The sequence below is a fragment of the Erythrobacter oryzae genome (assembly GCF_030271515.1).
In the GTDB taxonomy this organism is placed as follows: Bacteria; Pseudomonadota; Alphaproteobacteria; order Sphingomonadales; family Sphingomonadaceae; genus Erythrobacter; species Erythrobacter oryzae.
In genome coordinates, this window is the sequence record NZ_JASCXI010000003.1 from 224,643 (window position 1) to 239,176 (window position 14,534).

The window sequence follows — 14,534 nt, forward strand, 5'->3', positions numbered from 1 at the left end:
CGCTACGCTCCTCGCAATGACGAGGGGCTTGGTCAATGGATGAAGAAAGCGCCGGCCCGGAGCCGCAGGCTCCGCAAGGCCAAACGGCCGCCCGCAGGTGCCCGGACCCCGGACTTGATCCGGGGGAAGGAACAGCACCGAGGACGGGGGCGCGGAGGCGCCCCCGCACACATTAATGCACGAAGCGCGCGACCACATCCCGGTAGCTGCGGCTCACCTTCACCTCCGCGCCCGAGTCCAGCACCAGGAAGCATTCGCCGTTGGTGTGGGGTTTCACCTGCCGGACGAGATCAAGGTTGACGATGGTGCTCCGGTGAACGCGCTGGAACTTCCTCGGGTCGAGGCGGCGTTCGAGGTCCTTCATCGTCTCGCGCAGCACCAGCGAATTGTCGCCGGTCGAGATGATCATGTAGTCGCCCGCGGCCTCGATGTGCTCGATGGTGTCGACCTCCACGCGGAAGATCTGGCCGCGGTCCTTGACGTTGATGAGCTTCTCGAAGCGGTCGGCGCTTTCGGTCGCCGGGGTAGTGGTCTCGACGAAATCCGCCGCACGCTCGGGCGCGATCTCGCTGAGCACCTCGAGCAACTGCCCGGCATCCTCGGACGACTTCTTCTCGGCCAGCCGCTGGCGCACGCGCTCGATGGTGTCGGCGAGCTTCTGTTCGTCCACCGGCTTCATCAGGTAGTTGACGGCGTTGGCTTCAAACGCGCGGATCGCGTGTTCTTCGTAGGCGGTGACGAAGACGAACAGCGGAGGCTCGATCTCCATCACGCCCTTGACCACGCTGAAGCCGTCGAAGCCGGGCATCTGGATGTCGAGGAAGACCAGATCGGGCTTCTCGGTCTTGATCTTGCGGATCGCCTCGCGGCCGTTGGCGCAGGTGTCGATGATCTCGACGTCCTCGAACGGCTGGAGTCGCAGCTGGAGGCCCTGGATCGCGAGTTTCTCGTCGTCGACGAGGATGGTTCTGATGGTCATGCGGTTTTTCCGATGGTTTTGGGGGGGTTGAGCGGAACGATATTGTCGCTCCCGCCCGCGGGGTTCCCGATTTCCGGCCCGACACCTTGCGGGGCGGGCGCTGCCGCTTCCCCGGCTCTGTCGGCGCGGGTGAAGGGAATCTCGATCAGCACGGTGAAGCCGCCCCCAGCTTCGGATCGCGTTTCGAACAGGTGGTTGTCGCCATAGGCCTGCGCAAGGCGATTGCGGATGTTGGCGAGGCCGACGCCGGTCGAGACCGGGCGGCCGGGCACCGGCGGCGCGGACGGGTCTCGCGGGGTGTCGTCCATCCCCGGGCCGGTGTCCTCGACCGTCAGCCGCAGCCGGTCACCGATCACGCGCGCGGTGAGCGCGATCTGCGCGCCTTCCTCCTGCGAGCTGACGGCATATTTGATCGCGTTCTCGACCAGCGGTTGCAGCAGCATGGCGGGCAGCTGTGCGGGCAGCGCGGCGTCCTCGATCTCGAACCGGGTGCGCAGGCGTTCCTCGAAGCGCATCCGCTCGATGTCGAGATAGAGCTGGAGCGTCTCGATCTCCTGCGCGAGGCTGACCTGGCTGCCCGGCTCGGCGATCAGTGTGTGCCTGAGGAAGCCCGAGAGGCGCGTCAGCATCGCATTGGCGGGCTCGGTCTGCTTGAGCAGCACCAGTGTCGAGATCGAGTTCAGCGTGTTGAACAGGAAGTGCGGATTGAGCTGGTAGCGCAGCATCGCAAGCTGCGCGGCGGTGGCCTGCGCCTCCAGCCGCTCGAGCCGGTCGGCCTGCTGTTCCACTGTCAGGAAGAAGTTGATCGCGTAATAGAGCGCGCTCCACCCGCCCAGCAGCGTCAGCGGCAGGTAGAGCAGGCCGATCAGGCGCTGCGCAAAGGTCGTGTCGCGGGTGGCGGCATAATATATGCCCTGCACCCAGGCGTCGATCGAGGCGTGCAGCAGCACGGCGAAGAACAGGACGACAGCGGTCAGCCCCCAGGTCACCAGCGGCTGCTGCTGGATCAGCTGGCGGTAGATCACCGAGAGGATCAGGCTGATCGAGAAGCCGGTTATGGTTGTCACCAGGATCAGCGCGAGGATGTCGAACGGCTGCTGGTTGGCGAGCGCCGAGACCGCGCGCAGCAGGAACGCCGCACCCCAGCCCGCCAGCTGGAGGTTCCAGAACGCCCGGTTCTTGCTCGCGAAGAACGGCGCTGCCTGGATCTGGAGCACTGCCATAGTCAGCGTGGTCTAACTCAATTCGTCGCAAACCACACGGGGTTTCGCCCGCGCCGCCTCGGGAGGGCAACGCTTCAACGCTTCGCGCGGGGGAGGAGCCCGCCCTCGGGGCTGATTTCGCGGCGGAACAGACGGGCCCAATCGGCGCGGCCCTCGGCGGCCATAGCTGCGCGGACCAGCGGGACCTCGGCGGCCATGTTCTCGGCGCGCTCGTCCCAGCCGTCGTGGGTGCGGCGCAGCTTGAGCCCGGCGTCGTGCTCCTTGCCCCAGCGGGTCATGAAGTCCGCCCCCGCCGCCGGATCATAGCCCGCGTTCGCCAGCAGCCACGGCACCAGCCGGTCGGCCTCGCGCTCGATCCGGCGCACGTTTTTGGGCTTGCGCCCGTTGCGATCGAGCCATGCGTCGTGGCCGAGCACGTTGTGCGCGAGCTCATGCGCGACCAGCGCGGCGAAGACCGGCTCGTCATAGGCATAGGCGGGCGAGCCCATGCCGAAGATCACCCGCGTGCCGTTGGCAAAGGCGCGGCTTTCGGCGGCGTAGAGATCGAAGCGGGTGGCGCAGACCTCAAGCGGGGTGACGCGCGCCTCGCCGCCATCGGCAAAGGCGATGGTGATGCCGCCGTGTTCGGCGAGCATCGCGTCGATGTGGTCGTGGGCGCGGGTGGTGCGCTCCCACGCCATGGGAGGCGTGGCGGGCCAGTCGTTGGGATCGAAACGCTCGAGCCGCACGATCTCGCGGTTGCGGGTGAATTCGCCCGAAAGCGCGGCGGGAGAGCCTGCGGCGACGGCGTTGACGGCGAAGTCGCGGGTCAGGCCCAGCGCCGCGCGGGCGACGTCGGGGCCGCCATAGCTCGCCATGTCCTGCACTTGCAGGCCGATGCTCGGGATCACCTTGGTGCAGAAGGCGGCATTGGCGCGGGCGAGGCGCCACCCGGCATCCTGTAGCCGCTGGTTGGCGTCCTGATAGCGCGCGATCGCCGCGCGCTCGGCGGCGTAGTCGATAACGGGCGGCGCATCGGCGGCGGCAGGCGGGGCCGCGAGCATCGCGGCAAGCACAATCGCGCGCATTGCCCCCCGTGCTCCCTCAGCCCGCCTTGTCGGCGGCGGCGAGCGCTTCCTTGAGCTTCTCGTAGCCCACCGCCCCGCCCATCGGCTTCTTGCCCGCGATCCATGCCGGGGTGCCAGTGAAGCCCAGCGCACGGGCCTGCTCGAGGTTCCTGGCGATCTCGTTCGTCACCGATTCCGACGCCGCATCGCGCTCCGCCTGAGCCACGTCGAGCCCCGCGGCCTTGGCCGCCGCCGCGATGTCGTTCGTCTTGAACATGGCATCGTGGAAGGCGCGATACTTGCCCTGAAGGCCCGCAGCCAGCGCCATGCGCGAGGCCGCGTCGCTGCCCTCGAAGATCGGCCATTCGCGGATCACGACCTTGAGGTTGGGGTCCTCGGCGATCAGGCGGTTCACGTCCTTGAGGCTCGCCTCGCAATAGGGGCACTGGTAATCGGTGAACTCGACCAGCACGCGGCTGCCCTTGGGGTTGCCGAGCACGACGCCGGGGAATTCCTCGAACACCTCGCCGCCCATCTTGGCGAGGCGCTTGGCCGCTTCCTGCTCCTCATAGGCCGCCGCCATCTCGGGCAGCAGCTCGGGGTGCGACAGGAGATAGTTGCGCGTGCGGTTGTCGGCGAGGCCCGCGCCCGACCATGCCGCCGCGCCCAGAAAGCCGAAGGTCAGCGCCAGCAGCGCGGTCAGCAGCGTGTTGCGCAGGGAAGAGGGTGCGTCGTCGGACATGGCGGCCTTGATAGCGAAGGGGTCGGCAGCAGCCTAGCGCCGCTTCTTGAAGCGTTCCAGTTCGGCGCGCGCTTCGAGGGCGACATCCTGCGCGCGGATCCAGTCGGGCGAGCCATAGGGCAGGTAGGCCTCGGCCGCCTGCGCATTGGCGATCGCCTGCGGATATTGGCGGTTCATCACCTGCACCTCCGCGCTCGCGAGCCGCGCGCGCGGGATATCGCCGCGCGCCTCGTAGACCACGCCGAGCTGATACCAGGCGAAGGGATTGTAGCGGTCCTTCTGCACCGAGGCGCGCAACACCGCCTCGGCCTCGGCGAAATTGGCCTTGTCCTCGGTCGCGATCAGCGCGTGGCCGAGGAGGCCTGCGATGAGCGGGTGGGCACGCGTCAGCTCGGTCGCGCGGCGCAGCGGTTCGAGCGCGTCCTTCGGCCGGCCGCTTTCGAGCAGCACCTGCCCCTTCAGCTCGAGGAACCACGGATTGTCGGGCTCGGCGGCAAGCAGCGCGTCGGTCTCGGCGATCGCCATGTCGATGCGCGCGTCCTTGTGATAGGCATAGGCGCGGGCATAGCGCGCAGGCACGCTGGTGTCGGAGGGCGGATAGGCGGCGAGCGTGCGCGGCGGCTCCGACAGGAAGCCGAACAGCTTGGCCTTGGCGCGCACGAAGCGCTCCTGCAATTCGGGATCGGGCGGGGTGTCCCACGCCGGGTCCTTGTCGAGCAGCCCGCGCAGCACCTGGATGCGGTCGCCGGTGAGCGGGTGGGTGCGCGAATAGGCGGCCTCGTCGGCCTGGCTGTAGCCGCTGCGGATTTCGTTGCCGCGCAGCTTCTCGAAAAAGGTGATCATGCCCTTGCCGCTGATCCCCGCGCCCGAAAGGTAGCGCACCCCGGCAAGGTCGGTCGCGGCTTCCTGGTCGCGGTTGAACGAGAGGAAGCTGCCCATCGCGGCCTGCTGCCCGGCGGCGAGGATGCCCATGCCCGCATCCCCCGCCCCCGCCAGCACCGCGCCCACGCCCAGCAGCAGCGAGAGGATCGAGATGCCGTTCGCCGCCTTGGTGCGCTCCTCGAAGCGGACCGCGTGGCCGGCGGTGATGTGGCCCAATTCGTGGGCGAGCACGCCCTGCACCTCGTTGGCGGTATCGGCCGCGCCGAGCAGCCCCGAATGGACATAGACTGCCTGCCCGCCCGCGACGAAGGCGTTGATCGAGGGGTCGTTGATCAGAACGACCTCGACATTGCCCGGCTCGAGCTCGCTCGCCTCCACCAGGGGCGCGAGCATGTCCTTGAGGAGCTGTTCGGTCTCGGCATCGCGCAGGATCGATTGCGCCGCAGCCGGGTGCGCGGCGAAGATCAGGCTCGCGATGAGGGCGAGGCAATAGGCCAGAAGATTGGGGCGACCGCGCATCGCCGCCACCCTACCGGAGTCCCGGCTGAACGCAATCTGAAGGTGGGTGCCGGGGCGCCCGCCTTTATCCCACCAGCTTGCGCGCCGCGCGTTCGATCAGTGCGATGTCCTCGGGGATTTCGCCGAGGATTTCCGCGCAGCCGATCTCGTCGCGGCGGATCAGCGCGAGCGCGAATTCGCTCGCACCTCCGTCGAGTTCCTCGAGGGTAATCGCCTCCAGCGCGCGCAGCGCCTGGGCGAGCGCCTCGCGCACGGCATGGGCGTCCTCGACCGGCTTGCCCTGCTCCTCGCGGCGCAAGCGGCGTTCGGCCTTGACGATCGCCTTCACCCCGCCCTCGGTCTGCGCGAGGTAGTCCGCAAGGCTCCCGCGCTCCAGCTGCAAGCGGTGGGCGTGGGTCAGGACGGCGGCATATTCGGTAAGCCGCGTCTTGTCGTAGTCATGGCCGAAGACGAGCTTGACCACCGGGGTCATCGGCGCGCGTTCCTGCACGGTGAGACCGGCGTCGGCGATCAGTTCGGCATAGTCCTCGGGCGCCTGCGCGGCGGCGAGGCTGAAGTCGTAGGCGCGGCTGACCGCGGCATAGAGCGCCGAGCGGCTGCGGTCCTCGGTGGTGTCGGCCGCACGGGCAAGTTCGCGCGCCGCGGCGAGGCAATCGTAGAGGCCGGCGTCCTCGGGGAGGTCGTCGGCGAAGGCTTCGAGGCAGTACTCGGCCTCGTCGACCACGGCGACCGCTTCGGGCTCCTCCTCCGGCTCGAACACGGGGGCGGGCTCGGGCTCGGGTTCGAAGGCAACTTCGGGTTCGGGATCGAAGCCATAGTCGGGCGCGGGCGCGTCATCGGTGTAGGGCAGCGGGTCGAGTGCGGTCAGGTCGATCGCCTTCTTGGCCGGGGCCTCGATGTAATCGGCCAGCGAAGCGAAGTTGTAGCCGGCGTCCTCGCCCTCGCCTTCGTCCTCGTCATATTCCTCGTCGGGATCGTCGAGCGCATACTGGCTGAAATCAGGGAGCGCGACATCCTCGTCCGGCACCGCGTCATGGTCGCCGAGGCCGGCGAAATCGGGCGCGAAGTCGTTGTAATCGGCGGGTTCGGCCGCGGCGCTGTCGGTCTCGTCCTCGTGCGCGGGCGAATCCGCCCAGTCGGTGACCGGCTCGGCGATGCGCGGCGCGGGTTCTTCCGCGACCTCGTCCTCGAGTTCGAGCTCGGTGTTGAGTTCGAGCGCCTGATCGATCTCGAGCAGCAGCTCATCGGCGGTCAGCTGGTCGGCCATCTCCTTCCAGTTGATCACGCCGTAGATGAAGTCGATCGTCGCATTGTCGCTCGAGTAGGGCAGCAGGATCCCGCGATAGAGGATCGCGACCCCGGCGTGGTTCACGAACTCGGCCTCGAACCCGATCGGCGCCTGATTGGCGAGGATCTGCATGTAGTGATCGGTGATGCGGCTGAGGAGCGAGCGCGGCGGCACGTCCGCAAGCCGGGTGATGACCACGCCATTGGCGTTGCATTCCGCCGCGAGCTTGTCGCCGAGGAAGCGCACCACCGGGTTGTCGATCCCGAAGGAGAAATCGAGCAGCACCGAATGCGGGCCGAAATCGGGGAGATTGGCGGGATCGAGGTCGGCGATGTTGGGGAACATGTTTTCGCCCAGCAGGCTCGCCCAGTGATTATAGGCGCGCACCTGCATGCGGCGCTCGTCCTGGCCGATGGCGTGCGGGGGAAGGTCGCGGGCGCGGGCCGGCTGGGCGCCGTCGTCCTCGCTCTCCTCCCAGCTGCGATCCGCGGACGAATCGGAACCGAAGGTGCCGCGCAGAGTGTCCATGGCTGTAAATCCGCCCCTTGGTGAACCTTTGTCGGCCCGTTCTGGCGCGGCGTGGTAAAGATCGCGTTAAGCGGGAGGGGGGATTGTTTGGGCGAAAGGGTAAAGTCCCTCCCCGTTGCGGAGCAATGGGGAGGTGGCCGCGCTTCAGCGCGGTCGGAGGGGTTTGTCCGCGCGTACCGCCTACCCCTCCGTCACCGCTTCGCGGTGCCACCTCCCCATCCCTGCGGGACGGGGAGGGACACCAGACCTCAGAGAAAATACCTCATCTTGATGGTGACGCGGCTCGTGCCCTCGCCGATCTGAAGCACCGCGTCGGTGAACTTGGGTGGGGCCATGCGCACCGGGGCATCGCGAGAGAAGCCGTAGCCTTCCTTGGGCATCATCCCCATCGCGCGGTCGGCCTTGCCGTTGTTGTTCTCGTCATGCAGCAGCGCGATCCCGTAGGCACCCGGCTTGACCCCGGTGAAGCGGATCTCCTTGGTGGTGGCGGGCACGACGGTGCGATGCGCGTTGGGATCGTTGACGCATTTGGGGAAGATGTCCTTGCGCGTCGTCATGCAGGCGCGGATCACCCCCTTGGTCGAGCGCACGTCGGTGACGGTGATCACCACCTCCCCCGCCTGCGCGGGAGCCGCCGCGGCAAGCCCGCCCGCGAAGCCCGCCAGGGCGAGCGCCCCTGCGCGCATCAGCTTCATGCCGAAACGTGCCCCGCCTCGGCGACGATCCGCTTGGAGAGCCCCCGGTCGGTTCCGCAGACCCGGTCCCAGAACCGGAAATAGAGCCCGTAATTGCATCTGTATTCCTCGTGATGGCGCTCGTGATGGCTGGCGGTTATCAGCCAGTCGCCCAACGCCGAGTGAACGAGCCAGCGCGGGAACATCTCCCACCCCATGTGATTGGTGACCCCCATAACTGTGGCGATGGTCAGCACCAGACCGAGCATGCCGACATGGATCGGCACCAGAAACACCAGCACCGGAATCACGACCGCACCCGTCACCGCCTCGATGGGGTGAAAACTCATCGCGGTCCACGCGGTCGGCGGCTTGCTGTCGTGGTGGACGGCGTGCGCGATCCGGAACCACTTGGGCCGGTGCATGAAGCGGTGGCTCCAGTAGAAGCAGGTGTCCTGCACGAAGAGATAGATCAGCACCGAGAGCGGGTGATACCACAGCGGCAGCGCGCTCCAGTCGGCCGTTATCAGCGTCCAGCCGTGGTGCTTCCAGCCCCACAGCACGATCCCCGCAGGAGTCCCGTAGATCGCCGCCGAGAGCAGCGACCAGCGCACTTCCCGCGCGATCTGCGCGCGCTTGCCGGCATAGAGCCCGGGGCGCATCTTCGCGGTGGCGAAGGCGAACAGCCCGCTCGTCAGCACGTAACGCAGCGCGACGATCAGCGTCACGGCGAGGCTGACGATCAGCAGCGCGAGCGGGACGGGGGTGTCGGCGGGGAGCATTGCGGTGCCTGCTATGCCGCAATTCCTTGGGCCGCGACAGGGCTAACTCAGCCGTGGGTGTCGAGCGCCGTCGCCAGCGGGTCGATGAGCGCCATGTGTCGCCGCATCGCTACCCGCGCGAGATGCTCGACCTGCGTCTTGCGGCGCGCGGCGGCGAGCGGCTCCAATGCGGCGGGGCGCAGGATCTCAGCGTCATAGCCGTCCGCCACGATCACCCCGCAGGTGCCGGGGCGATAGGCCTCGCTCTCCAAAGGCGCGCGGTCGAGCGCGGGGGGCAGGCCCCAGTAGAAGCGGTCGCAGAAATCGAGATAGTCGGGCCACTTGGCATCGCCGAGCAGGTCGGCGCGCGCGACCTTGATCTCGACGATCACGACCAGCCCCTTGGCGTCGATCCCCATCAGATCGGCACGGCGACCGTTCCTGAGCGGCACCTCGGACAGGCACCAGATGTCGTTGCGCGCAAACAAACGGCCGATCCCGCGCGCCACATCGCTGGCGGCAAGAACAGGCGAATCGGCAGGGGCTAGCGGGGCACCGGACATGGCCCAGCGTTGGAACGAAAGTGGAACGCCGTCAAGCGGGTTCGGTCGCCGGGGCCTGAAGGACGCTCACCATCGCGGCGCGCGCGGCGTGGAACTCGCGCCACAGCACCTGCGCGGGGGCGGAGGTGTCCTGCCCGCGGCGGGTGAGGGTGCCGAGGGCCGCAAGCCCGCTCTCCAGCATCGCCGCGCAATCTGCGGCGGACTGCGCGACGATCGCGCGCTGCCACGGCGCGGCGCGGACGATCACCGCACCCAGTTCGCCGCCGATCTCGACCGGCTCGGGCGCGAGACGGGCCAGCAACGCCAGCGTCGCCGCCTTGCCGTGCAGCGCCACCAGCGCCTCGGCCAGGGCCTCGGGCGCCGCCGGGTCGGGGGCGGGTGCGTGGGGGAGAATCGGCTCGGGCGGAAGCGTTGCCATGGGGGCGAGCCTATGGCGGCATGCTTGCCGATTGGTTAAGCCCCCTCCCGTCGCCCCTGCGGAGAGCGCCCACAATTGTGTGGCGCACCCGCCCGCCTCTTGCTAAGCGGCCGCCCGCGCGCAAGAATGCAACCGCACACTGCGATGCACCCGTAGCTCAGCTGGATAGAGCGCTGCCCTCCGAAGGCAGAGGTCACAGGTTCGAATCCTGTCGGGTGCGCCAGCCTTTGGAGGCACCGCGCCGCAGCCCCCCTGCAATCCGGCCTGATCAGCTTCCGGAAACCGGGTCCCGTATCTCGCGCGCCGTTTCTCCCCCCAGTGCACGGTAGAGAGCAACCCGATTGCTCGCTTCGACCAACCGGGTCGTCAGCAGCGTGCGGCTTGCCTGATAATAGGCGCGCTGCGCATCGAGGCTGGCGAGGAAGCTGTCCACGCCGCCGCGGTAGCGCAGGTCGGCGAGCTGATAGGTGTCCTCGGCCGCATCGAGGAAGGCGCGGTTGGCGCGGAGTTGCTCGGTGATCGTGCCGCGCCGGGCGAGCGCGTCGGCAACGTCGCGGAAGGCGGCCTGGATCGCGCGCTCGTAACCCGCCACGGCCGCATCGCGCTGCGCCTCGCTCTGGGCCACGCCGGCCTGCGCCGCGCCGCCCGCGAACAGCGAATAGCGCACATTCGCGCCTGCCGAATAGTTGAACGCCGCGCCGGTGAAGAGGGTCGAGAGCGCGTTGCTGGCGAGGCCCGCCAGCCCTGTCAGCGTGATCCGCGGGAACAATGCCGCCCGCGCCGCGCCGATCTCGGCGTTGGCGGCGCGCAGCTCGTATTCGGCCTGAAGCACATCGGGACGGCGCAGCAGGATCGACGAATCAAGGCCCGCAGGCACTGCGCGCACCGCCTCGCCCGCATCGTCGAGCGAGCGCGGCAGCAGCGCGGCATCGACCGGCGCGCCGACCAGCAATTGCAGCGCGTTCACATCCTGCGCCAGCGCAGTGGTCTGCGCGGCGATGTCGGCCTCGGCGGCGGCGAGGATCTGCTCGGCCTGGCGCAGATCGGATCGCGGGGCGATCCCGCCGTCGAGGCGCAGGCGGGTCAGCTTCACCTGCTCGCGCGCATTGGCGGCGGTGTCCTCGGCAAGCTTCAGCAGCGAGGCATCGGCGGCATAGGTCAGCCACGCGTCGGCGATGTCGCCGATCAGCGTCAACCGCGTGGCGCGGGCGGCGGCTTCCGTGCCGAAATAGCGGGCGAGGGCAGCGTCGGACAGCGAATCGAGCCGCCCGAACAGATCGAGCTCGAAGGCGGTGGTGCTGATATCGGCGGTGTAGCGCGTACCCGCCGTCGAGCGGCTGGCGGCGGGGTTGTTGCCGATGTCGACATCCTGGTTGCGGTTCTGGTTCGCCGTGCCGTTGTCGAACCGCGTAGCCCCCGCCGCGACGCCCACCTGCGGCAGCTGCGCGGCGCTCTGGATACGCGATTGCGCCCGCGCCGCGCGGATGTTCGCGGCGGCGATCCTGAGGTCGCGGTTGTTCTCGAGTGCTTGCTCGATCACCTGCACCAGTCGCGGATCGGCGAAGACCTCGCGGTAGGTCATCACCGGCAGCGCGGCCTCGCTCTCGGCGAGATAGGCGTCGCCCGCCGGCCACGATGCGGGGACGGGCAGATCGGGCTGCACATATTTGGGCGCCATCGAACAGCCCGAGAGCAGCGCGAGGGCAAGAACCGGGGCGAACCTCATGCGGTGGTGCCCCCTTCGGGTGCGCGGCGCAGCTTCTTCAGCGTGTCGCGGGTGGTGCGGCGCACGATCACGAAGAACAGCGGGATGAAGAAGATCGCCAGCACCGTCGCGGTCAGCATCCCGCCGATCACCGAGGTGCCGATGGCGATGCGGCTGTTCGCCCCCGCGCCGGTCGAGAGCGCCAAGGGCAGCACGCCGAAGATGAAGGCGAGGCTGGTCATCAGGATCGGCCTGAGGCGCAGACGCGCCGCTTCCAGTGCCGCGTCGATCACGCGGGCGCCGCGCTTCTCGGCCTGCTCGGCGAACTCGATCACGAGGATCGCGTTCTTGGCGGCGAGGCCCATCGTCGTGAGGAGGCCGATCTGGAGATAGACGTCGTTCTCCAGCCCCCGCAGCGTCACCGCGAAGACCGCGCCGACGAGGCCCAGAGGGATCACCAGCATCACCGCCACCGGGATCGTCCAGCTTTCGTAGAGCGCGGCAAGGCACAGGAACACCACCAGCAGCGACAGCCCGTAGAGCAGCGGCGCCTGCCCCGAGGACAGCCGTTCTTGGAACGACAGGCCCGACCACGCGACGCTGACGCCGGGGATCTCGGCGGCGAGCTCGGCCATCCGGTCCATCGCCGCGCCCGAGCTCTGGCCGGGGGCGGCCTGCCCGTCGAACTGGAAGCTGGGGTAGCCCTGAAAGCGCGAGAGCGTCGTCGGTGTGGTAGACCAGCGGGTGCTGGCGAAGGCGGAGAAGGGCGCCATCTGGCCATTGCTGCCGCGCACGAACCACTGGCCGATATCGTCGGGCGTCGCGCGGTAGGGCGCATCGGCCTGCACGAAGACGCGCTTCACCCGCCCGCGGTCGATGAAGTCGTTGACATACTGCCCGCCCCACGCGGCCGAGAGCGTGGTGTTGACGTCCGACTGGTTGAGGCCCAGCGCGGCAAGGCGCGGCTGGTCGATATCGACCTGGAGCGTCTGGGTGTCGGGTAGCTCGCCGAGGCGCACCCCGGTCAGCACCGGGTCCTTGCTCGCCGTCTCCAGCAGCTTGTCGCGCGCGGCGAGGAAATCCTCGCGGCTCATCCCGCTGGTGTTCTGGAGCTGGAGGGTGAAGCCGTTGCTCTGCCCCAGCCCGCGGATCGCAGGCGGCACGAGCATGTTGACCTGCGCATCGCGGAACCCCGCAAAGGCCTTGGCCGCGCGCTGCGTGATTGCATCGGCGGCGTTTGCGGCGCCCTTGCGCTCGGACCAGTCGACGAAGTTGACGAAGCCCTGTCCGGTGTTCTGCCCCGCCGCGCCGCCGCCCCCGCCCGCGACGGTCAGCATCGTGGCGACATTCGCGCTCTCGTCGGTCAGCATGTATTTCTCGATCGCGAGCTGCACCTCGCGGGTGCGACCCTGCGTCGCGCCGGCGGGCAGGCGGAACTGCACCTGCGCCGCGCCCTGATCCTCGGTCGGCAGGAAACCGGTCGGCAGGCGCAGGAACAGGATCGCGAGCAGCGCCACGACCGCAGCGTAGATCGCGAGGAACAGGAACTTGCGGTCGACCACGCGCTGAACCGCTCCGACATAGCGGGTGGTGCCGCGCGCGAAGCTGTCGTTGAACCATACCTGCGCGCGCGCAAGTCGCTCGGCACCCCACGGCCACCGGCGATGGAGCGCGCTCTCCCCCGGGGCCTCGCCGTGTCGGTTCTGGCGCAGCAGCGAGGCGGTCAGCGCCGGGCTCAGGATCAGCGCGACCAGCGCCGAAAGCGCCATCGCCGAGATGATCGTCACCGAGAACTGGCGGTAGATCACCCCGGTCGACCCGCCGAAGAAGGCCATCGGCAGGAACACCGCCGACAGCACGATCGCGATGGCGACCAGCGCGACCTGAATCTCGTTCATCGAACGGATCGTCGCCTCCTTGGGCGTCATCCCGGGGTTTTCCTCGAGCAGCCGCTCGACATTCTCGACCACCACGATCGCGTCATCGACGAGCAGGCCGATCGCGAGCACCAGCCCGAACAGGGTCAGCGTGTTGATGGTGAAGCCCGCGACATAGAAGATCGCGAAGGTGCCCAGCAGCACCACCGGCACGGCGATGGTCGGGATCAGCGTCGCGCGCCAGCTCTGGAGGAAGACGAACATCACCACGATCACCAGCAGGATCGCCTCGATCAGGGTCTGCACCACTTCCTCGATCGACAGGCGGATGAAGGCCGTGGTGTCGTTGGCATAGGCGACGTTGTAGCCGGGCGGGAAGCTGCCCCGCGCCTTCTCGACCGCCACCTTGACCAGATCGGCGGTGGCGAGCGCGTCCGCCCCCGGCGCAAGGCTGATCGCGAGGCCCGCCCCGGGGTGGCCGTTGATGCGGCTCGAGGCGGCGTAGTTCTCCGCGCCCAGTTCGACCCGCGCGATGTCGCCCAGACGCACCAGCGCGCCGCTGGCATCGGCCTTGAGGATGATCGCCTTGAACTGGTCGGCCGTGCGCAGCCGCGACTGCGCGGTGACCACAGCGTTGAGCCGGTTGCTCTCGGGCTGCGGCAGACCGCCGACCTCGCCCGCGGCGACTTCGGTGTTCTGGTTGCGGATCGCGGTAATGATGTCGCCTGGCATCAGCCCCACCGAGGCAAGCCGGTTGGGATCGAGCCAGATGCGCATCGCATATTGCGAGCCATAGACATTGGTCTCGCCCACGCCCTCGATCCGGGCCAGCTCGTCCTGAAGGTTCGAGACAAGGAAATCGGAGACGTCGATATTGGTCGCGCGGTCGGTCTCGTCATAGACGCCGACGATCATCAGGAAATCGGGGTTCGACTTGGTGACGCGCAGGCCCTGCTGCTGCACCTGCTGCGGCAGGCGGGGCAGCGCGGACTGCACCTGGTTCTGCACCTGCACCTGCGCGATGTCGGGATCGGTGCCCTTGGCGAAGGTCGCGCTGATCGTGACCTGCCCGCGCGAGGTCGAGCTGGAGCTGAAGTAGAGCAGCCCGTCGATCCCGGTCAGCTGCTGTTCGATCACCTGCGTGACCGAATTCTCGAGCGTCTCGGCGGAGGCGCCGGGGAAGGTCGCGCGGATATTGACCTGCGGCGGGGCGACGTCGGGGTATTGCGCGATCGGCAGCAGAAAGATCGCGCCGAGCCCGGCCAGCATGGTGATGATCGCCAGCACCCAGGCAAAGATCGGCCGCTCGATGAAGATGCGCGACATGGC

Annotated in this window: 12 protein-coding genes and 1 tRNA gene; 1 reads left to right on the plus strand and 12 read right to left on the minus strand. The window is 68.4% G+C overall.

The features are described from left to right. Positions 1-172: 172 nt before the first annotated feature. From PFX90_RS09935 to PFX90_RS09980, 10 genes are all read right to left on the minus strand, one after another. Positions 173-979, minus strand: a complete 807-nt coding sequence (locus tag PFX90_RS09935; RefSeq protein ID WP_086737875.1) for a LytR/AlgR family response regulator transcription factor — start codon at positions 977-979, stop codon at positions 173-175. Continuing rightward, positions 976-2,202 carry a sensor histidine kinase gene (locus PFX90_RS09940; RefSeq protein ID WP_285712277.1) on the minus strand — a complete coding sequence of 409 codons (1,227 nt, stop codon included), beginning with the start codon at positions 2,200-2,202 and terminating at the stop codon, positions 976-978. Before PFX90_RS09940 ends, PFX90_RS09935 begins: the two co-directional genes overlap by 4 nt. Positions 2,203-2,276: 74 nt before the next feature. Then, the gene (locus PFX90_RS09945) at positions 2,277-3,269 is read right to left on the minus strand and encodes a M48 family metalloprotease (protein ID WP_285712278.1); all 993 of its coding nucleotides are present in this window, start codon (positions 3,267-3,269) and stop codon (positions 2,277-2,279) included. 16 nt (positions 3,270-3,285) lie between these two features. Then, positions 3,286-3,990 (minus strand): DsbA family protein, encoded by a 705-nt coding sequence (locus PFX90_RS09950; RefSeq protein WP_285712279.1) that lies wholly within the window; start codon positions 3,988-3,990, stop codon positions 3,286-3,288. A 33-nt stretch (positions 3,991-4,023) separates the two neighbouring features. Continuing rightward, positions 4,024-5,391, minus strand: a complete 1,368-nt coding sequence (locus PFX90_RS09955; protein ID WP_285712280.1) for a M48 family metalloprotease — start codon at positions 5,389-5,391, stop codon at positions 4,024-4,026. Between the two features lie 64 nt (positions 5,392-5,455). Continuing rightward, positions 5,456-7,207: a PAS domain-containing protein gene (locus PFX90_RS09960; RefSeq protein ID WP_285712281.1), complete on the minus strand. Its 1,752-nt coding sequence runs from the start codon at positions 7,205-7,207 to the stop codon at positions 5,456-5,458. A 248-nt stretch (positions 7,208-7,455) separates the two neighbouring features. After that, on the minus strand, positions 7,456-7,902 hold the full coding sequence (locus PFX90_RS09965) for a DUF2141 domain-containing protein (RefSeq protein WP_285712282.1): 447 nt from the start codon (positions 7,900-7,902) through the stop codon (positions 7,456-7,458). Continuing rightward, the gene (locus PFX90_RS09970) at positions 7,899-8,663 is read right to left on the minus strand and encodes a sterol desaturase family protein (RefSeq protein WP_285712283.1); all 765 of its coding nucleotides are present in this window, start codon (positions 8,661-8,663) and stop codon (positions 7,899-7,901) included. The genes PFX90_RS09965 and PFX90_RS09970 overlap by 4 nt, the downstream gene beginning before the upstream one ends. A gap of 47 nt (positions 8,664-8,710) precedes the next feature. Continuing rightward, entirely contained in the window at positions 8,711-9,205 is a 495-nt protein-coding gene (locus PFX90_RS09975; protein WP_285712284.1) for an MmcB family DNA repair protein, read from the minus strand. A 31-nt stretch (positions 9,206-9,236) separates the two neighbouring features. Continuing rightward, on the minus strand, positions 9,237-9,623 hold the full coding sequence (locus PFX90_RS09980; RefSeq protein WP_285712285.1) for a hypothetical protein: 387 nt from the start codon (positions 9,621-9,623) through the stop codon (positions 9,237-9,239). Between the two features lie 146 nt (positions 9,624-9,769). On the opposite strand from PFX90_RS09980, the gene PFX90_RS09985 reads away from it, so the two are divergent. Continuing rightward, positions 9,770-9,846: transfer RNA gene (locus tag PFX90_RS09985), tRNA-Arg, on the plus strand. A 45-nt stretch (positions 9,847-9,891) separates the two neighbouring features. Here PFX90_RS09985 and PFX90_RS09990 read toward each other — a convergent pair. Together PFX90_RS09990 and PFX90_RS09995 are read right to left on the minus strand one after the other, a co-directional pair. Continuing rightward, complete coding sequence (locus PFX90_RS09990) at positions 9,892-11,349, minus strand: efflux transporter outer membrane subunit (protein ID WP_285712286.1); 1,458 nt, start codon at positions 11,347-11,349, stop codon at positions 9,892-9,894. Then, the gene (locus tag PFX90_RS09995; RefSeq protein ID WP_285712287.1) at positions 11,346-14,531 is read right to left on the minus strand and encodes a multidrug efflux RND transporter permease subunit; all 3,186 of its coding nucleotides are present in this window, start codon (positions 14,529-14,531) and stop codon (positions 11,346-11,348) included. Before PFX90_RS09995 ends, PFX90_RS09990 begins: the two co-directional genes overlap by 4 nt. Between the last annotated feature and the right edge of the window lie 3 nt (positions 14,532-14,534).